The organism is Pedobacter sp. PF22-3 (assembly GCF_026239555.1).
Lineage (GTDB): Bacteria > Bacteroidota > Bacteroidia > Sphingobacteriales > Sphingobacteriaceae > Pedobacter.
The window spans coordinates 76,895-97,747 of record NZ_JAPIVP010000008.1; the positions used below are offsets into that span (position 1 = coordinate 76,895).

Below are 20,853 nucleotides of genomic sequence, written 5' to 3' on the forward strand. Positions count from 1 at the left end.
TTGGGTTTTGGCATTTGTTTGGCTTAACCTAAACACACACAAATGAAACCTTAATTAAAATGAAAACAACCATCTTTTTAGGACTGGCAATGTCATTTGCTACCCTAAGTTTCGCTCAAAACAACCGCAGATCTGCCGAAGTTTTCTTAGAAATCGTTAATCCAGGAAAGTACAACGTATATTTAGACGAAGAACTTGTTTCGTCTGCCCATGGTAGGTTCCGTTTTTACGATGTCTACAATTCTACACCAGTACTATCTATTATTCAGGGCAATACGGAAATCTTTAAACAACAGGTAAAGGTGATTCCGGAACAAAGGCTTGTTTTAAGCCTGGAAGGTAAAGAATTAATCACGTTGAAACAAATGAATATCTTTCGGAACAGGCAATATGCACTTGACGATTTTGATGGGTATACCGGAGACTATAATACGGGTATTGTTCCGCCAGTACTGCCAGATCCGAATTACCGTTTATTATCACCAGAGGCTTTTCAGGAATTTTATTCGAGTTATAAAAAATCCGTTTTCGATAGCGAAAGGGTAAGACTGATCAATGCAGTGAGTAAAAATGCTTCATTTTCCAGCAGTCAGAGTAAACTTATCCTTAAAACATTCACATTTGATGGTGAACGGTTGAAGATTGCCAAAAGCCTCTATCAAACCGTTGTAGATCCGCAAAATTATTTTACAGTTGCTGAAACATTTGAATTTCCCTACTATAAAGATGAATTTTTAAAATATTTGGAGAAGCCGTAATTCGGCTTATCTTTATTACATGACGGCTGCAAAAATAAAGGTATCCATACATCGAGTGGTTGATGCCTATAAATCGAAATTATCAAATTACCCTGATGATGTTTTTCAAATTACGCCTCCTATTTCTGGCTGGAGTTATAGCGAAGTATACTCACATATTTTCGATTCGAGCCTACTTTCTTTAATTGCCTTTGAACATGCTGCAAATGGCAAAGGCGAAAGCAAACCGACCCATTTTATGGTAAAGTTGATTCTATTACTGGGCACATTACCTCCTGCACAAAAATATAAGGTGCCGAAACGGCTGGAAGAGCGTATAAAAAAGATCAGCAAAACAGAAGCGCTCGAATTTATTTTAGCATTTGAAAAGGCTTTGGATGACAATTACCAGCTACTTGCACATGCAAAAGCCAATAGCAAAACGAAACATCCCAGGTTAGGCTATTTAAATGCGAAACAATGGCTTAGGTTTATAGAAATACATTTAAAGCACCACCTAAAACAGTTACAAAGAATAGAAAAGAGCTTTCAGACTTAAATTAATTTCGCCATATTTGGTTAACCCTAAATGCTGTGCTCATGAAATATGCATTTTATCTTTCCATACTTACTTTACTTTTTGCCTGCAATCCCAGCGAAAAGAAAGAAAGCGCTCAAACAGTTATTCCAACACCAACAGGGCTTCAGGGGCTGCAGAAAAGCAATGTTGCACAGCCGATAGCGCAGCAAACTAAAAGTAACCTGATTTTTAATCCGCCGCATGGCGAAGCCGGACATACCTGTGCGCTGGCTGTTGGGGCACCATTAAATCGAAATGCCGCAGCTCAACCTCAGCAGAAGCTTACTCCGCAATCCATACCAACTCAGTCAATGCCGGTTTCCAATGCTTCTGGCAAAAAACTGAATCCTAAACATGGAGCGCCTGGCCATAGATGTGATATTGCCGTTGGGGCACCACTGGATAGTAAACCTACACGGGTGGCTACTACTACTACACAGCCTGCAGTTACCCAGGTACCAGCAGTAAAAGTGGGCAAAGGTCTAAACCCACCTCACGGCCAGCCCAACCACAGGTGCGATCTTACCGTTGGTGCACCATTGAATAGTAAACCGGCCTCCATTGTAAACCCAACTCTAATTCCAGCGCCTGAAGCCAAAACTACCGAGACCAAAGTTTTGGAAACTAAAAGTGAGGGCTAGTCTCCAAACAGACAATAAAATATTTTGAATTTAGGGCACATTACTTAACGCACATTTTTTTACATCTTTGCGCTAATGAAATTACCCACCATAAAAGGTTTTGATGAGGAAGCATTTAACAAGTATTTAAAGAATACGGGATTGTTAATGCTTGGAAGAGTTGGCAGTTTAGCTATTAAAATGGCTGTTAGCATTATGGTGGCTAACTATTTGCTGGCCTTTAACAATGGTATTTTAACAAGCGCAATTGCATACACCTATCTTTTTGCGTCTATTGCCGGCCTTGGCCTGGATCAGTTCATTGTAAAAGAGCTTCATCAGTTCCCGGGCAATAGAGATACCATATTGGGAACTGCATTTTTGTTAAAAGCTATTGCCGGATTGATCTGTATCCCAGCTATCTTTCTCGCTTGGACTATCCGTCCGCTTTCTGATATTCCATACCACATTATACTCATATTATCCTTTACGGGCTTGTTCCAATCCCTAACTGTGATCGATTCTTATTTTCAATCCGAAGTTCAGTCGAAATATATTATGCAGGTGCAGATTGTTGGAAATTTTATATCAGCGCTTACCAAGGTTATGCTGATTATATTTTCGGCAAAATTGATCTATTTCGTGTATTCATTTCTTTTCGATACCGTTTTGTTATCAATGGGTTATTTTTATGTTTATCAGCGTAAAGGCAGAAATATTTTTAACTGGAATTTTAATAAAGAATTAGCCATCAAATTACTCCATTTTTCGTGGCCATTGATTATTTCGGGAATCATGGTTTCGGTTTACATGAAAATAGATCTACTGATGCTAAAAGAAATTCTGGGGGAGAATGGAACTGAAGAGGCTGGAGCCTATGCAACGGCAGTAAGCCTTAGTGAAGCCTTAAATTTTGTGCCGGTAGCTATTGTAACCTCACTTTTTCCTGCTATTTTAAATGCAAGAAGAGATAATCCGGAACGGTATCAAAAAAGACTTCAGAACCTATATGATCTTATGGCCTGGTTAAGCCTTGCATTTGCCCTGTTTGTAACCTTTGCCGCACCATATATCTACAAGTTGTTCAATCCAGAATTTGCATTTGCAGCACCGGCATTGGCCTTACATGTATGGGGAAGTATTTTTGTTTTTTTAGGTGTAGCCAGTGGCCAGTATCTGATTGCCGAAGGATTTAGCCGCCTTACTTTTATCCGTACGGGTTTTGGGGCAGCGGTTAATATTGTATTAAACTTAATCCTGATTCCAAAAATGGGAATGATTGGTACAGCTATAGCTACTGTAATTGCTTATTTTTGTTCCACTTTTTTAATTCTGCTGTTCAAAAGAACAAGGCAACAGGGTTACATGATGTTAAAATCACTCTTCCTTGTTACCGCCTTCCAAAAAATATTTAACCGATAATTATAACCGGTAAACGCAGGTACGTAAAGTTTTTGCAAAAAAGGTATAACCCTTTTCCTTTAAGAATTTGTATATCGGTGAATGATTAAGCTCATCAACATTAACATTTTCTTCAACCAAAATCACACCGGGTTTATATTTATCCCAGTTATTGGAAAGTAAAACCTGATAATCCAGGCCCTCAACATCAATACTCAAAAAATCGATAGTGGTATTGGCCGGCAGATATTGATCCAAGACATCACTTAAAGGCAATACATCAATATCAAGTTCTTTTATGATTTTATATTTACCAGATTCGGCATCGATTCTTTTCGAAACTTCTTCAGAAAAGCTATTCAACGCAGGCTCATTAAAACAATAGAATTTTAGTTGGGTTTTTTCAGGTCCGATGCCGATGTTTAAATTAATATCTCTTTTTCTGAATGTATTAAAAGCACCAATTGCAGATGGAGTAGGTTCGATGTTAATCCCTTTCCATCCCCGTTTATAAAAGTAATTGGTATTGGAATATCTTACAGGATGATGTGCCCCAACATCAACAAAGAAGCCCTTATATCCTTTTTTCTGCTCATAAATCGCTTTAAGTATCATATCCTCACCATCTTGTGAATATGATTTGCTGTATGCGAAATAATTAACAGGCAAATATTTTAACAGGACCTTCTTTATCGCTTTAATCATAAATTTTTTTTACTTAGTTTCGAATCTATCGACTTCAAAACTAAGTAAAAAGTGTGAATATTAGTTCATCAGGCCTAACTATCTTACTGATTTTAAATGGCTAGAAATCAGCAAAAAATACATAAGGCTTAATCAATCCCTTATTTTAATTAGTTGTAGATTTGTGTTAATTTTATTTTTCCCTTAAATCTAAAGAATCTGTTTCACGCTCGTATAATGCACAACAAAAACTTCCCGTTTTATAGGTTATTATATCTTTTGGTATTTTTTTTATTTTCTTTAAAAGGTTATGCGCAACAGCAGCCCATTCCAGATTGGGTAAAGGATATTGGTGGTTTTGGCGAAAGCAAGGTAAGCGGAGTGGCTGTTGATAAATTTGATAACGTTTACATTGCCGGAAATTTCAGAAGTACGGTAACCGTTGATTTATCTGGTATTTCTACTCCGGTTAATTTGACCTCGAATGGTGATTATGATGTTTTTATTGCTAAATATACGCCTGATGGAAAATTAATCTGGGCAAAAAGCATTGGCGGATCAGGGCTTGACCAAGTCAATAACTTAACAGTTGATGATGAATCAAATGTAATTTTTGGAGGTCAGTTTAACTCGCCTAGCATGGATTGCGATCCCGGATCGGGAACCTTTAGTCTTAACAATGCGGGCGGAAACGACGCTTTTATTGTAAAACTCGATTTAGACGGCAATTTTAAATGGGCAAAAAATGTTGGGGGTTCATATACAGAATACGGACATGTTGTTGCCGCTGATCGTTTGGGCAATATTATTTTTGTAGGCTCCTATTCGTCAAATATAAATTTGCCCGGCTTTAACCTGGCTCCTAAAGGAGATTTAGACGGCTTTATTGTTAAATATGACAGCAATGGTAATATTCAGTGGGCTTACGGTTTGGGATCATTTAGTACAGATGAGATCAGGCACGTGATAACCAATACCAATAATGAAATTATCATTATGGGTTATTTTTCGTCCAATATCGATTTAAATCCAAAAGGTCCGGCCAACCCTATTACAGGTACTTCACCAAATTACTTCATCGCAAAATACACAGCAAACGGTCAGCTCATATGGTCCAATAAAATAGATGGAGCCGCAGCCGTTGTATCATCTTTAGCATCAGGACCGAACAACGATATTTATTTAACTGGTGTTTATAGTGGTACGGTAAACTTAAGTTCTCCAGCAAACAATATTTCCTTAACATCAACAGGAGGAAAAAACCTATTCGTTGGAAAATACAGCTCTTCAGGCGTAACACTGTGGGGTAAAAATATAGGCGGTAATAGCCCAACGCCATACAGTTATTATATTACTGCTGATATAGAGGATAACGTATATATAGGAGGTTACTTCGACGGAACCCTGATTTTTGGTGATGCCAGTTTAAATAAAACATTAACATACCACGGTGCAAGAGACACATTTTTCGGAAAATATACAGGAACGGGCAGTTATGTATGGGCATTTAATTTTGGAAGTAGCTGCTTTAGTAACTATGGACATAAAATTGCTGTCGATTCGAAAAAAAATATTTTACTCGCGGGCTCATTTTGTAGCACTGTAGACTTTAACCCCGGAATATGCGACCTAAAGATTACGGCAAAAAACGGAATATCAGATGGCTACATTTCAAAATATAACCAGGTTAAATTTACCGGTGATGCCAACATTGCTTCTTTTGAGCTTGCCGAACAAACAGCACCTGCAATAATTAATACACAGGATAAAACGATAACCATCAAGGTGAATGCCGGAACTAATGTTACAGCACTTAAACCTACATTAACTACTGACATCGGTGTTGTATCGCCATTATCAGGCGTGGCCAATAATTTTACACAGCCACAGCAATATATCATTACATCTAACTGCCAGGATTATACCTGGCTGGTTACTGTACAGGTAGAAGCAACAAATGAAATAAAAATTTGCGCTGGGGATACACAGATCCTTGTAGGCGTTCCGGCCAATACCATACCATCAAATACATATCTATGGCAGATTAAGGATCCATCTGGCAATTGGATAGCCGCACCTAACACCAATGCAAGCATTGATTATGAATTGAAAGGGCTTACTAATTTTACCAACCAGGATATTACCTATCAGTTTAGGCGGAAGGTGTTTACCGCCAATACCGAACTTATCGAACCGGAAATCAATGTTATAATTCATCCTGCTACTACTAACAATTTAATCAGTACAGCACAAAACATACTATGTAATGGCACATCTAATGTAATAGTTACAGGTACATTGCCACAAGGAGCAGAAAATACTACAGCAATATATAAATGGCAGGAAAGCGACGACGAATTAACCTGGCGGGATATCAATAATGAAACAGGGAAAGACCTTTCTATTATCATTGCAAAAACTAAATATTTTAAACGCCTTACTTTCTCAGCAAATTGCATTAGCTACAGCAACACGTTAAAAATAGAAGTTCAGCCCCAGGTTAGCGCTTCAGTTGCCGGTAATAATATTGCCCTTTGTAATAATGCCACAGTTACACTAAATGCAAATGCACCTGCCCTAAACGAAACGGGTACCTGGCAGGTAGTTAGCCCTGCAAATTACAATCCTTTTAATGCAGCTAATGAACATAATCCTAACCTGCAGATTAATAATATACCAACTGATATTGATGTGGTTTTAAAATGGACGATCAATCATAATATCTGCCAAACGGCTTCATCATCAACCATTACAATCCATAACTATAGTGAGGCTATTTTAACTTTACCCAGCAATTTAACCATTACCGAAGGTCAATCTGTAAAGATTCCTGCTACCGTAACTCCAGCCGATCATAATTATACCTATACATGGAGTCCAGGTAGTGGCCTTGATCATGACGATATATTGGCGCCAATTGCAAAACCTGATCAGACAACGGTCTATCATCTTAAAATTACTTATGGAAATAATTGTATAATTGAAAAAGACATTCGAATTGGTGTTGATAAAATAAATAAGCTTACAATTTGCTCAGGCGAAAATGTGCAGCTTACCGGAGAAGCTTTTATTGGAACTAACCCGGGCATACAATGGCAGTTTTTTGATTCGGGAGCCTGGGTGAATATCCAGAATGCTAACAATGCAGATTTTTCTTTAAAAACCAATGAGCATTTTGAGAATACACCAATATTGGCCATGTATAGAAGAATGATTACCGCTGGTGGCACAACCTATTTTGACTCTAAATATGAGATAACCACGGCGCCACATACGCAAAACAACATGATTAGTACTGAAACCTTAAATTATTGCGGCAACATAACTGGACAGCTCAGCATTACCGGTTCAAACCCAATTGGTGCGGCAGAAATGGCCATAGATTATACATGGAAACAAAGTAATGATGGCATAAACTGGAATACAATCATTAACGAGAGAGCCAAAGATATTGTGTTAAGTAATCTATCAGCAACAGCTTATTTTAGAAGAACAACATTTAGTAATTCCTGTCCATCATTAAGTAATATATTAAAAATAGCCGTTAACCCATTACCAACCATTGCAAATGCAGGTGAAAACCTTGATCTGTGCGGAGAATCATCTGTTATTTTAAACGGAAATAAACCTGGGGACAACGAGGTCGGTACCTGGTCTGTTATTTCACCTGCAAACTTTAATCCATTTACGTCAACAAATATTCATGATCAAAATGCAGTAATCAATAATTTCCCAATTGGCCAACAAATTGTTCTTCAATGGGAAATTACAAACAACAATTGCAATACAACTACTAAGGATGAAGTAGAAATCATTTCATACCGTGACATTTTTGTAACTGCCCCCACTAAGCTTACCATAGATTATGGTAAAGTGGTTAATTTAAATGTATTTACAGATTTAGGGGATGAGTCTTATAATTTTGAATGGTTCCCTAAAACAGGGTTGAAAAATCCATCTAGTTTAAGTCCAGACGTCAGCCCCCTAGAAAATACAACATATACCTTAAAAATTAATTATGGACATAACTGTAGTAAAACGATCTCGATAGAAGTAATTGTTTTGAACACCATAGAAATCCCGAAAAGCTTTTCGCCAAACGGAGATGGCATTAATGATAATTGGAGCATTGGGAATATTTTAAACTATCCCGGATCTAAAATTGCAGTATATAACCGATACGGAACACTAATGTATCAAAATGCAGGTAATTTATCCGCATGGGATGGAACACATAAGGGCCAGCTGGTGCCGGTTGGCGTGTACTATTATGTTATTAAACTTAATGATAGGTATAATTCGGTTTATAATGGGAGTATTACTGTATTACGTTAGATTATCGCCACTTGTATCGAAACATTTCCCCTAAAAATATCTTTATAGGGGAAATGTAACTGAAGGCAATTAATTCATAAATTTTAAAGGAATATAATCATCTAAATTGTATGCGCCGTTTCCAACTGACATCTTATTATCTGAAAACCATACATAGAATTTACCTGATGAAGCTGCTATACCCACGTCCATAATATTGCTATATGTTTCAGAAGATGAGATAACATAATTTTGCAAACCTGCATAAGCTCCTAAATCAGTGGAATTACCTTCAGAAAAAGTTCCATCTCTATAAAAAGCAAAGCAATGATCATTAGATTTCAAAATGGCAATACCAGCTATATCTGCAGGGACCTTACCAGCGGGTAATACATAGTTTTTTGGCAAAATATAATCGCCGAAGTTACCTATACCTTGTCCTACTGACATGGTTCCATCTTTATACCAAACATATCCTCGCCCTGCATTCGATATTGCCATATCGATTACATCATTATAGTTTTTTCCTGATGGTAAATAATATTGCTGAGTTACTCCGCTTATAGATGTTGAATTGCCTTTAGTAACAAAGCCCGATAAACCCCAAAAATAAACCCCATCATCCGTACCTATATCGATACCCGCCATGGTTGCCAGTGTACCAGAAGGATTAGTTGTTACAACAGGATATAATGATGCTATTGCTTGTTTATCCATATTAGACAGATAAGCTGCGCCAGAACCACATTGTCCGCCATTCATTAACGAACCAGGGTCGGTACCTCCAACGTTCGGAACATCAATTGCACTTGCATAAGTGCCGATATCGTCGGTACCATTTTGAGGCTCACCATTTGCCTGCCAGTTCGTATGTCTAAAACCTACACAATGACCTATTTCATGTGTAATTGTACGTTGTCTTTGATCAAAGCTATTTCCTGAGATGTAAGTTTTATTAATTTTTATTAACCCGCCTGCATTTCCACTTGTAGGAAAACGGGCAACTCCACAATAGCCATTACCTAAATTCTCATCTTTAATCAGAATATCATAGCCACCGCTATAAACAATATTAAAATGAATGTTTGCATTTGGAACGCTATTCCATTGATTAACCGCAGAATTAATTTCCGACATCATACTTGACATCGATGCATCTACTGAAATCCTAATGTTGGTTCTGTTTGTAGTACTAACCAAACTGCCAGTATAGTACTGTTCTGTCTTTGGCCCTGTACCTGAAGGAATCTGCATATCTTTAGAAAATAAGATATCTTCTTCTACAATATAGTCGCTACCAATATCTTTAATTGATGAAGCTGGAAAGCCCAGGCTTTTTATATAATTAAAAACAGCGTCTTTTTTATTTACTTCAGGCTGGGTGACACTTTCCCCGTTCTTTTTACAGCCTAAGGAATAAATTGAGATTGCCGCAATCATAAGCAACCCTTTAATGGTTTGTTTAGTTTTCATAAATGAAGCTTAATTTAAATTGTTGTTTTTTAAAAAAGGTAACGTTTTCGTTTATTTAGTTTTAAATCTGGAAAACCAATCAGAACTGATATCGATATCTCGAATATATGGAATATATTTAATAATACATATTAAATTTTCATTCAAGTAGATTTTATAACACAAGGATTGTCACGCTATTAATATTGAAAATTTCATCCTGGAAGTTTATTCAAATTATATAATTCACAACAGTTATATTTGTATTAAATGACACAAATGTTAACTGCAGAAGTAAAAACAGCCTACGATAATTTTTATACCAATAGCGATGTGGCATGGAGAATGCTCGGAGCCAAATATAAGGCCCATAACATTGTTGATGTTTGCAAAGGGATAAAACCTAAAAAAGTACTTGAGGTGGGCGCAGGCGATGGCAGTATTTTACATTTTTTAAATGAATGGCATTTCGCGCCAGAACTTTATGCCTTAGAAATTGCACAAAGTGGTGTCGATCTGATAAAAGATCGTAATCTCTTCAGCTTAAAAGAAGCACAAACTTTTGATGGCTACAAAATCCCTTATGAAGACAATACATTTGACCTGGTTATCCTTGCGCATGTTTTAGAGCATGTAGAGCATGAAAGATTACTGATCAGGGAGTTAAAACGTGTAGCTAAATATATTGTAGTAGAAGTACCAAAAGATTACCGTTTTGATGTAGATAAACGCATGAAACACTTTTTGGATTACGGGCACATTAACATGTATACCCCAACTTCGCTCAGGTTTTTACTGCAAAGCGAGGGGCTGGAAATTTTAGCTGATAAAATTTCAATGACGGCAACTGAAACTGTAAAATTCAATGAATTTATCAATAGAAAGGCGCCTAAAACATTTTCTAAAAACCTAAAAATAGAGTTAGAATACAGGATAAAAAAAACATTGGGTAATTTATTTGGAAGAAAAAAACAGGAACAGTTTGCCAATGCATATACCGTGTTAACCAAAAAATCAGATCATAACCTGCAGATATTTTAGATGGTAAAAAGGTTCCACTCGCACGATTCGTCATTGCGATGAGGCTTTTTTCAGCTGAGGAAACAATCTACAACAATCGTTGCTGGCATGCGCATTAAGATTGCTTCGTTCCTCGCAATGACGATCCTTTTATAAAAAAACAATATGCAAAACCTTGCCCCAATAGCACTTTTCGTATACAACCGTCCGCAGCACACAGCGCGTACCTTACAATTTCTGCAACAAAATGAGTTTGCAGCGCAAAGCCATTTGTATATCTTTTCTGATGGTGCCAAAACCGATCTGGATAGAGAAAAAGTTGCGGAAGTAAGAAAAATCATTAAAAAAGTAGATGGCTTTAAGTCAGTTAAAGTAATTGAAAGTAAGATTAATGCAGGCTTAGCCAATGCGGTAATTGCAGGAGTTACCCAATTAATAGCAGAATATGATCAGGTAATTGTATTTGAAGATGATCTCATCACCTCTCCGCATACCCTGGCCTATTTCAATACCGCGCTAAACCACTACCGAGAAGAGGAAAAAGTAATGCATATTGGAGCTTATATGTATCCTTTAAAAGCAGATAACCTTCCTCAATCTTTTTTTTACAGGGCTGCCACTAGTTGGGGTTGGGCCACATGGGGCAGAGCATGGAAAAATTTCGAACCAAATATTGACGTTCTTCTTAAACAATTTGATAAAAAGAAAAAGACGGCATTTTCCATTGATAATAAAATGAATTTCTGGAAACAGATGCAGGAATTTAAAAGAGGCAAAAATAATAGCTGGGCCATAAGATGGTATGCCTCTATCTTTTTAAAAGGAGGCATTACACTTAACCCATCTCAATCACTCGTTAACAACATCGGCCACGATGGCACAGGCGTACACTCAGGAATCAACGATATTTATAACGTCGTTATCAACCCTAAACAAATTGTTGAATTTCCAACTGTAATAGCCGAAGACCCTATTGCATACAAAGCCATCAAAAGCTTTCTGATTAAGCGAAAAGGCAATATGGTAACAAGGGTTAGGCGTTTTGTAAAAGAAAAGCTGACACAATATTTTTCCAAAAAATAATGATGCCATCATATTCTCATCTAAATAACCAATATAGCTCAGCGTTGTAGGCAATTAAAAAAATGACAAACCTTTTTTAATTGCTCATGTTGCTTTTATAACATCGAAACTATAAAAATAAAGAACATGAAAACGACAACAGAAACAGCAGAAGTATTAAACGATTTAATTCAAATTAATAACGACCGTATTGAAGGTTACGAAAAAGCCCGTCAGGAATTAAAAGATGAAGATGCCGATTTGAAGACGTTATTTTTAAATATGATAGGCGAAAGTCAAAAATATAAAATGGCATTGGCAACTGAAGTATCAGCTTTAGGTGAAGATATTGAAACAGGAACTACAAATTCAGGCAAAATCTACAGGGCCTGGATGGATGTAAAAGCACTTTTTACCGGCCACGATCGTAAAACAGTTTTAAACAATTGTGAGTTTGGTGAAGACGCAGCACAAAATGCATATAAAATGGCTTTAGAGGGAGAGGATATCCCTGCAAATATCAGAGAATTAATTTCAGACCAAAAGGCATCTTTAAGAGTATCGCATGATGAAATCAAAAGGTTACGTGATGCCCAGGCTTAAATAAATTAAAACATAAAAATGAAAACCCTCCTTCGAGCAAATCGAAGGAGGTTTTTTTTATAATTGCTTCGTCATCTCGACTGGAGCAATGCGTAATGGAGAGATCTATCCAGAAGGATTTCTCCACTTCATTGCATTCCGCCCGAAAACGCCATCGATGGCAGAATAAATTAGTTACTTACGATTCCAATTCCCGATCTAAATGTTCAGTAACACGTTGAATGGTATTATCAATTGTATTACTTAAAATGGTTAAGTAAGAACCTTTTTTAGCAGTTTCAATCGCAACCTGTAAACAAGCTGTACTTTTATTGTTAATAATAATTTCCTTATTAGGATCAACTTCTTTTATCCCTTTAATCAGCAAATCAACCAATTCTTGTTGTTGTCTGCCACGGAGATATTTCTCCTGACAAATGTAGATCTTGTCAAACATCTGTGCAGAAATACGGGCGGTCTCCAAAATATCTTCGTCTCTTCTATCTCCTGTTGCCGAAATAATACCAACCTGCTCTGTAGCCTCAACTCCCTGCAAGAAACCTTTTACACCATTAAATCCATCAGGATTATGCGCAAAATCAACCAGTACTTTAAAATCTTTGAACCTGAAAATATTCATCCTTCCAGGCGTATGCGCCGCAGAAGGGATAAAGGTTTCTAACGATAAACGGATATCTTCAGGTTTATAACCCCATAAATAGGCTGCTAACGTCGCCGCCAGTACATTCTGAATCATAAAGTTTACAGAACCACCAAAGGTTAAAGGAATGTGGGTGGCTTTATCTACCCTTAATTTCCAATCGCCGGTTTTAATGGTGATGAACCCATTTTCATAAATGGCAGCAATTCCGCCTTTTCTACAATGCTCTTTTACTACAGGATTATTCTCATCCATACTGAAATAAGCAACATTGCAACGTGCATCTTTAGCAATGCGAACACAATAACCGTTATCGGCATTTAGCACAGCCCAACCTTTGCGGCGCACCGCACCAATCACCACAGCTTTAACCCGGGTTAAATCGTCAAGATTGTGAATGTCAGAAAGCCCCAGGTGATCTTCCTGGATATTGGTAACCACACCGATATCGCAGGCATTAAATCCTAAACCTGCCCTTAAAATTCCACCACGTGCTGTTTCCAAAACGGCAAACTCTACTGTTGGGTCTTTTAAAATAAATTCGGCACTTACCGGTCCGGTAGTATCGCCTTTCATCAACATGGTATTATGCACATACACACCATCACTGGTGGTAAAACCTACACGTTTACCATTGCTGCGGATAATGTGCGCAATTAAACGGGTCGTGGTAGTTTTTCCATTGGTTCCGGTAACCGCAATAATCGGGATCTGTGACAATTTTCCCTGCGGATAAAGCATATCAATTACTGGTGCCGCAACGTTACGTGGCAAACCTTCGCTAGGTGCCAGGTGCATTCTGAAACCAGGAGCAGCATTAACTTCTAATACTACACCGCCATTTTCAGTTAACGGTTGGGTAAGGTTCTGTGCCATGATATCGATACCGCAGATATCCAATCCGATTACCCTCGAAATCCTTTCGCAAATGAAAATATTCTGTGGGTGAACAATGTCTGTCACATCAATGGATGTTCCTCCCGTACTTAAATTGGCGGTCGATTTTAAATAAACTACCTCTCCTTTTTCCGGAATGGTTTCTAAGGTATATTCCTTTTTGGCTAATAAATCCAACGTATCACGATCAACAGCTATTTCCGTTAACACATTCTCATGGCCATAACCACGACGTGGATCTTCATTTTCCTGATCAATTAATTCCTGGATGGTATGGATCCCATTTCCTTTTACATGCGCCGGATCGCGTTGTGCAGCAGCAACCACTTTATGATCGATTACCAGCACGCGGAAGTCAAATCCGGTGATGTATTTTTCAATAATTACCCTTCGCGAATATGTTTTGGCATATTCAAAAGCTGCCAAAGCATCTTCCATTGTTTTTACATTAATGGTTGCACCTTTACCGTGGTTGCCATCAAGCGGTTTAAAAACTAAGGGAAATCCAACCTTTTTAACGGAAGCTTCCAGATCTTCAGGATTAGAAATAGTTACTCCTGCAGCTACCGGAATGGCAGCTTCGGTAAGCAAACGCTTCGTTTCTTCCTTATTACTGGCAAGATCTACAGCAATGCTGCTGGTTTTTTCAGTCATGGTGGCCCTAAAACGCACCTGATTTTTACCATAACCCAACTGCACCAACGAACTTTTGTTCAATCTTATCCATGGAATGCTTCTTTTTACTGCTTCCTCTACAATCGAACCTGTACTTGGGCCTAAGGCTTCCAGTTCACGTATCTCTTTCATTCTGCGGATATCGTGTTCTAAATCGTACTCTTCATTATTGATCAAAGCTTCTGCAATCCTAACTGCTGCTTCTGCGGAGTAAACCCCTACTTTTTCCTCCAGGTAACTGAAAACCACATTATAAATACCTTCGGTTTTGGTCATGCGTGTTCTGCCAAAGCCAGTTTCCATGCCAGCAAGCGTCTGAATTTCGAGCGCAATGTGCTCAATCACGTGCCCCATCCAGGTTCCTTCTTTCACACGGGTAAAAAAGCCACCTTCAACACCTTTTGAACACCGATGGGTAAACATGCTTGGCAACAGTTTCTCCATCCTTTCGCTAAATCCGTCTATTACATTTGTTGGTTTTTGCTCCAAATCTTCTAAATCCAGTCGCATCTGGATCAATTTCTTACGGCTAATAGACCATATGTTTGGTCCTCTTAATACTTGTATATTTAATATCTTCATGTAATGTTTTGTTCTTTTTTATGCTAAAGATAGATTTAGGAATCAATCTCTATACTCAATTTTAAGAATGAAATTGATGACTGTAAATTATGCATTTATTTTGAAAATAGACGTTTCAATTAGCTAAATCAATTTTAGGGCGTATTTGTTTTATTTTCAAGTACAATCCTATTAATTTTAGGCTATAATATTTTAACTTTTGTTAATAAATTGAATATTCTTTACAAAAAAAGTCGTGTTTTTTATCTTAAGCCTATATATTTGGGTTTTTTGATACAATTATAACACACACAGAATGGTTCCGAAAGGTAAACTCATCATCATTGGTGGCGCAATAAATACAGGTAGCTTCGCAGAAACGCAATTTGGACTGCCTGAAAATATGAATTTTTTCGAGCGTGGAATTTTAAAACGGATTACTACGGAATCATTAAGAGATACTCAATCTCGGTTCGAGATCATCACAACAGCATCATTAATGCCCGAAAAAGTTGGTGAAGAATATATCAAGGCTTACGCACAATTAGATGTGCATAATGTTGGTGTTCTTAATATTACCAACCGCGAAGAAGCCAATTCTGATGAAAATTACGAACGGATCAAGGCTGCAGAAGTAATTATCTTTACCGGTGGTGATCAGCTCCGTCTTTCTTCAATCTTTGGCGGGACAAAAACCCATCAGATTCTATTAGACAAATATAGAAACGAACCCGTAGTCATTGCAGGTACTTCGGCCGGAGCAGCTGCAAGTTCCAAAAACATGATTTACCAGGGGAGCAGTAAAGATGCTTTACTAAAAGGAGAGGTTAAAATTACCGGCGGATTAGGCTTTATAGATGATGTTATTGTAGACACACATTTTGTTCAACGCGGCAGAATTGGCCGCTTGTTGTATGCCGCAGCCAGTAATCCTGGTATTTTAGGGATCGGACTTGGAGAAGACACCGGTCTTTTTATTGCTGATGGACATAAAATGGAAGCCATTGGCTCTGGAATGGTAATTTTAGTAGATGGCCGCACGATGGCCGATACCAATTTAACCGATGTAGAAATGGGGCAGCCTGTTTCTATTAAAAACATGGTGGTGCATGTGATGTGCGACGGAGACGTTTATGATTTAACAGACCATAGTTTAGTAATTCATCACCCAAAGGTAATTCCGATAGCCTGATTCAGTAGCAGTTAACAGTGGACGATTTTGAGCTTGGATTTACCCAATCCTGATACCTGCTACTGAATACTACAATACTCAAAAAATGAAACTAATTATACATGGCGGTTTCTTCAGCGAATCGTCTACCAATCAGGAAACGAAAAAAGCTAAACAAGATGCTTTAGCTTCAATTGTTACGCGCGGACACGAATATTTAAAAACACATACTGCTTTTGAAACCGTTATCTATACTGTTGCATTGTTAGAAGATAACGAACTATTTAACGCAGGTATTGGTTCGCAGATCCAAAGCGATGGAAAAGTAAGGTTGAGTGCAGCCCTGATGGATGGCAAAACCGAGAAATTCAGTGGCGTAATTAATATAGAAGATGTTAAAAACCCTATCGAGATTGCACATAAACTGCTCACATACGATGACCGGGTGCTTAGTGGAGATGGTGCCCAGCAATTTGCCAGAACAAATGGTTTTGAATATTTCGATCCCATTACCAAACAGCGCCAATCAGAATACGAAGCTAAATTAAACCAAAAGAATAATAAAGGAACGGTAGGCTGTGTAGCACTTGATGCAGACGGAAATTTAGCCGCAGCAACCTCTACTGGTGGAAAAGGCTTTGAAATTCCTTGCCGGGTGAGTGATTCCGCAACGGTAGCAGGCAACTATGCCAATCAACATGCGGGTATTTCCTGTACCGGAGTAGGGGAAGATATTGTAAGCGGTGCCCTGGCTGCAAAAATTGTAACCCGCGTTACCGATGGTTTTTCTTTAAAAGAAGCAGCAGATAAATCTTTTGCTGAACTTAAAGCTTTTGATGGCTTTGCAGGCGTTGTAGGCATTTCTGCAGCAGGTGAAGTTTACCATTGCGACTCGCATCCTTACATGGTTTGGGCATCTTTTGATGTTAATTTACAGGTATTTAGCTGAAATTAGATTTAAAGTATTATTTTTGTTGCATGACCAAAATTGTATTGGCTTTAATTAGCCTTTTTGCATCATTACAACTACAAGCTCAAAATCTAGATAAATCTGAGATCCAAGAACCTAATGGTAGTGCAATAAGTATAGCAGTATCAAAATTTGAATTGGAAGATGGAAATTCTTTTTTTGAGGAGGCAGAAGATTTTGAGCGGAAAGGCGATTATAACGAAGCCCTCACTTTATTTGGAAAGGCCGCTTTTGAATATAATTCCGTAAAAAATTTCAATAGATACGGGCTGGCCGTTATCAAGATGAGTAATATGCATTATCAACTTGGCCGTTTCGCTGATGCTGAGCAAATTCTTTTAAATGTAGCCCTAAAAAATTATTCAAAAACCGGAAACAAAGCCGGAGTAATGAATACTTATAACCTTTTGGGCAAAGTTTATCTGGCCAATTCCAAGTATACACAATCAATGTGGTTCTACACCCAGCAAGGTATACTGGCGAAACAGTTAAAAAGCAATAATGCTTATATCGAATCTATTTTAGGCATTGTTCAGGTTAAAATCAAAAAGAAAGATTTTACGCTTGCACTGAGAGATCTTAAATCGGCCGAATGGCTGGCAAACTCCATCAAAACCAGTCAATATAAAATGCAGATTAAAGATGCCAGGGAAACAATTGCCAACAAAACCACCGGTAAAAAGGTAAACCCAAGCTAGCCTAAGGTCTCAATTCTGCTAAGCCTTCACCACATAAAGTACACTACGGAGTTCTAAAAGGTCTGTAATTGGTCAAATTTGCCTTTTCATTAAAACAAAAAATATCGCTCAACGTTCTACGTAAGAAATTGTTAAATAAAAAGCTTTTAGTTAGATTTGATAAAATTTTAACAAGAGACAGTAATAATGCTGTCTCTTTTTTGTTTTTTTTGCTAAAATGGTATCATATTGGCTAGATAGAATTGGAAATGGATTTTAAATCATTTAAAGAAATGTTAAAGAGAATATTTTTTGTAATTTTTACTGCAGCAGTGCTTGCTTGTCATGCTGCACCTAAAACTCAGCCAATGGTTGAGGGGATTACTAATGTGAAACCTGATGAGCAGCAGCAACTGGTTATAAAAGAGATTGTAAATTTGATCGAGAGTTATAATTACAAAAAAATTCAAATCAACGATTCTATTTCATCCATCGTTTTAGATAAGTATATCAAATCTCTAGATCCAGGTAAAAATTACTTTCTGGCATCAGATCTCAAGGAATTTGACAAATACAGATATACCTTAGATGATGATTTTAAAAACGGCGATCTGAGCGGTCCATTTTTCATTTACAACGTTTACGCCAAAAGACTTAACGAATATTTCAATTATTCTCTGGCGCAGATTAAAACAAAATTTGATTTTAATCAAAACGATACTTATGTATACGATAGAGAGAAACAGCCTTGGGCAACTTCTTCAACAACATTAAATGATAACTGGAAAAAACGTGTTAAATACGAATTAATCAACCTAAATTTAGCTGGTACTGCCGAAGCAAAGAATGTAGAAACGCTAACTAAACGTTATAAAAACCTACAGTCGCAAACGTCAAAAACCAATAACCAGGATGTTTTCCAAATATTGATGGATGCCTTTACCGAATCCATTGATCCACATACCAATTATTTTAACCCAACCAACGCGGCAGCATTCAATGAAGATATGTCTCGTTCTTTCGAAGGTATTGGTGCCCGTTTACAACTGGAAAATGAAGTAGTTAAAATTTCAGAAATCATTGCTGGTGGACCTGCCTTTAAAGGAAAACAGTTAAGCGCTGGCGATAGAATCATTGCTGTGGCACAGGGCGACGGCGAATTTGTTGATGTTGTAGGATGGAGACTGGATAATACCGTGTCTAAAATCAAAGGTCCTAAAGGAACTAAAGTGCGTTTAAAAGTAATTCCTGCAGGTAAAGAAATGTCATCTAAACCAGTAATTATAGAATTGGTTCGAGACAGAATTGTTTTGGAAGAAACAAGTGCCAAAAAGAAAGTTAAAACCATTAACAGTAATGGTAAAGATTATAAAATCGGGATTATTACCCTACCAGCATTTTATGCAGATTTTAAAGCTGCAAATGCAGGTGATAAAAATTACAAAAGTACCACCCGTGATGTTAAAAAATTAATTGACTCGTTAAAAACGTACGATAAGGTAAATGCAATTGTAATGGATTTACGTGGAAACGGCGGAGGATCATTGGTAGAAGCCATATCATTAACCGGGTTATTTATCGATAAAGGACCTGTTGTACAGGTAAAAGATTTGCGTGGAAAAATCGAAGTAGATCAGGATGAAAATAGTGGTGTGGCCTGGGATGGTCCGTTTGGTGTAATGGTTGACCGATTAAGCGCCTCGGCTTCAGAAATTTTTGCAGGCGCTATACAAGATTACGGACGTGGGATTATTATGGGTAGCCAAACTTATGGCAAAGGTACTGTTCAATCATCAATCGATTTAAATAAGCTGGTCAACCCAAATATGCTGCAAAGGTTAGCAGGATTAATCTCAAAAGATAAAACTGTAGGAACCTCGCCTAGCAGTGCCAACCCTGCCGACATTAATTTAGGCCAGATCAATTTAACGATGGCAAAATTTTACCGTGTTGCAGGTAGCAGTACACAACACAAAGGTGTAACTCCTGATGTTGTTTTCCCTTCTGTTTACCCAATGGATAAAATTGGAGAAGATACAGAACCATCTGCTTTGCCTTGGGATGTTATTCCCAGCTCGAACTTTAAAGCGGTTGCCAATTTAACTGCTGTTAAGGCACAATTGAATAAAAATAGCGAGCAACGTATTGCAAACTCTTTAGATTTCAAATATCTGAAACAAGATATTGCAGACCTTAAAAAACGTGATAGCGAAGTTTCCGTAACTTTAAATGAGGCAAAACTTAAAGCTGAACGCGATGCGCAGGAAGCTAAAACACTAGCCAGACAAAACGAATTAAGGGCATTAAGAGGATTGCCTGCGCTTAAAAAGGGAGATAAAGTGACCAAGCAGGATGCATTCGATTTTATTGAAGATGAATCGCTAAGAGTAATGGGCGATTTTATGCAACAATCTGGTAGTTATGTAATGAACTTAGGTATATAGTGTAAAAGAATAATTAATAGATTATTCTTTTAACTCGTAGTCGTCACCCTGACCTGTAGTGCAGCGGAAAGCTACGCAGTAAACCGAGCCTTAAGCGAGCTCACCGAAGGTAATTTATTTCAACAAGAAAGATGCTGAATAAGTTCAGCATGATGATTGGCTTACTAAAAGGCCGCTTTAGCAATACTAAAGCGGCCTTTTTGTTATTAAATTCAGAGTTGTTAACTTTCTAGCACATTGCTCATTAAAATTGACAACTCTTTTCCGTGGTGTCGGATATTACTCTCCGACACTAAAATTACCTATCCTTAATCTATTTACTGTTTGATGGTAACAGCCAACAGC

General features: G+C 37.6%; 15 protein-coding genes. 12 read left to right on the forward strand and 3 right to left on the reverse strand.

Annotation, left to right across the window (positions count from 1 at the left end):
- Window positions 1-59: 59 nt before the first annotated feature.
- The 4 genes from OQX63_RS11995 to OQX63_RS12010 all read left to right on the forward strand — a co-directional run bounded on the left by OQX63_RS11995 (window position 60) and on the right by OQX63_RS12010 (window position 3,359).
- Window positions 60-758, forward strand: a complete 699-nt coding sequence (locus tag OQX63_RS11995; protein ID WP_265851106.1) for a DUF4476 domain-containing protein — start codon at window positions 60-62, stop codon at window positions 756-758.
- 19 nt (window positions 759-777) lie between these two features.
- Window positions 778-1,296, forward strand: a complete 519-nt coding sequence (locus tag OQX63_RS12000; protein WP_265851108.1) for a DinB family protein — start codon at window positions 778-780, stop codon at window positions 1,294-1,296.
- Between the two features lie 41 nt (window positions 1,297-1,337).
- Window positions 1,338-1,958 (forward strand): hypothetical protein, encoded by a 621-nt coding sequence (locus OQX63_RS12005; RefSeq protein ID WP_265851109.1) that lies wholly within the window; start codon window positions 1,338-1,340, stop codon window positions 1,956-1,958.
- Between the two features lie 75 nt (window positions 1,959-2,033).
- Window positions 2,034-3,359 (forward strand): flippase, encoded by a 1,326-nt coding sequence (locus tag OQX63_RS12010; protein ID WP_265851111.1) that lies wholly within the window; start codon window positions 2,034-2,036, stop codon window positions 3,357-3,359.
- On the opposite strand, the gene OQX63_RS12015 is transcribed toward OQX63_RS12010, so the two are convergent.
- The gene (locus OQX63_RS12015; RefSeq protein ID WP_265851112.1) at window positions 3,360-4,043 is read right to left on the reverse strand and encodes an FkbM family methyltransferase; all 684 of its coding nucleotides are present in this window, start codon (window positions 4,041-4,043) and stop codon (window positions 3,360-3,362) included.
- Window positions 4,044-4,259: 216 nt separating this feature from the next.
- On the opposite strand from OQX63_RS12015, the gene OQX63_RS12020 reads away from it, so the two are divergent.
- The gene (locus tag OQX63_RS12020) at window positions 4,260-8,357 is read left to right on the forward strand and encodes a gliding motility-associated C-terminal domain-containing protein (protein WP_265851113.1); all 4,098 of its coding nucleotides are present in this window, start codon (window positions 4,260-4,262) and stop codon (window positions 8,355-8,357) included.
- A gap of 69 nt (window positions 8,358-8,426) precedes the next feature.
- Here the strand turns inward: OQX63_RS12020 and OQX63_RS12025 are convergent, their stop codons facing one another.
- The gene (locus OQX63_RS12025; protein WP_265851114.1) at window positions 8,427-9,809 is read right to left on the reverse strand and encodes a M57 family metalloprotease; all 1,383 of its coding nucleotides are present in this window, start codon (window positions 9,807-9,809) and stop codon (window positions 8,427-8,429) included.
- A 249-nt stretch (window positions 9,810-10,058) separates the two neighbouring features.
- Between OQX63_RS12025 and OQX63_RS12030 the strand changes: the two genes are divergently transcribed.
- The 3 genes from OQX63_RS12030 to OQX63_RS12040 all read left to right on the forward strand — a co-directional run bounded on the left by OQX63_RS12030 (window position 10,059) and on the right by OQX63_RS12040 (window position 12,473).
- The gene (locus tag OQX63_RS12030) at window positions 10,059-10,829 is read left to right on the forward strand and encodes a class I SAM-dependent methyltransferase (protein ID WP_265851115.1); all 771 of its coding nucleotides are present in this window, start codon (window positions 10,059-10,061) and stop codon (window positions 10,827-10,829) included.
- Window positions 10,830-10,973: 144 nt separating this feature from the next.
- Window positions 10,974-11,891, forward strand: a complete 918-nt coding sequence (locus OQX63_RS12035) for a glycosyltransferase family 2 protein (RefSeq protein ID WP_265851116.1) — start codon at window positions 10,974-10,976, stop codon at window positions 11,889-11,891.
- A gap of 126 nt (window positions 11,892-12,017) precedes the next feature.
- Entirely contained in the window at window positions 12,018-12,473 is a 456-nt protein-coding gene (locus OQX63_RS12040) for a PA2169 family four-helix-bundle protein (RefSeq protein ID WP_265851117.1), read from the forward strand.
- 178 nt (window positions 12,474-12,651) lie between these two features.
- Here the strand turns inward: OQX63_RS12040 and cphA are convergent, their stop codons facing one another.
- Entirely contained in the window at window positions 12,652-15,267 is a 2,616-nt protein-coding gene (gene cphA / locus OQX63_RS12045; protein WP_265851118.1) for a cyanophycin synthetase, read from the reverse strand.
- A gap of 295 nt (window positions 15,268-15,562) precedes the next feature.
- Between cphA and OQX63_RS12050 the strand changes: the two genes are divergently transcribed.
- The 4 genes from OQX63_RS12050 (at window position 15,563) to OQX63_RS12065 (ending at window position 20,508) form a co-directional block, all read left to right on the forward strand.
- Window positions 15,563-16,438: a cyanophycinase gene (locus OQX63_RS12050; protein ID WP_265851119.1), complete on the forward strand. Its 876-nt coding sequence runs from the start codon at window positions 15,563-15,565 to the stop codon at window positions 16,436-16,438.
- A gap of 85 nt (window positions 16,439-16,523) precedes the next feature.
- Complete coding sequence (locus OQX63_RS12055; RefSeq protein WP_265851120.1) at window positions 16,524-17,366, forward strand: isoaspartyl peptidase/L-asparaginase; 843 nt, start codon at window positions 16,524-16,526, stop codon at window positions 17,364-17,366.
- A 29-nt stretch (window positions 17,367-17,395) separates the two neighbouring features.
- Window positions 17,396-18,085 (forward strand): hypothetical protein, encoded by a 690-nt coding sequence (locus tag OQX63_RS12060; protein ID WP_265851121.1) that lies wholly within the window; start codon window positions 17,396-17,398, stop codon window positions 18,083-18,085.
- A gap of 272 nt (window positions 18,086-18,357) precedes the next feature.
- Window positions 18,358-20,508 carry a carboxy terminal-processing peptidase gene (locus tag OQX63_RS12065; RefSeq protein WP_265851122.1) on the forward strand — a complete coding sequence of 717 codons (2,151 nt, stop codon included), beginning with the start codon at window positions 18,358-18,360 and terminating at the stop codon, window positions 20,506-20,508.
- Window positions 20,509-20,853: the final 345 nt, after the last annotated feature.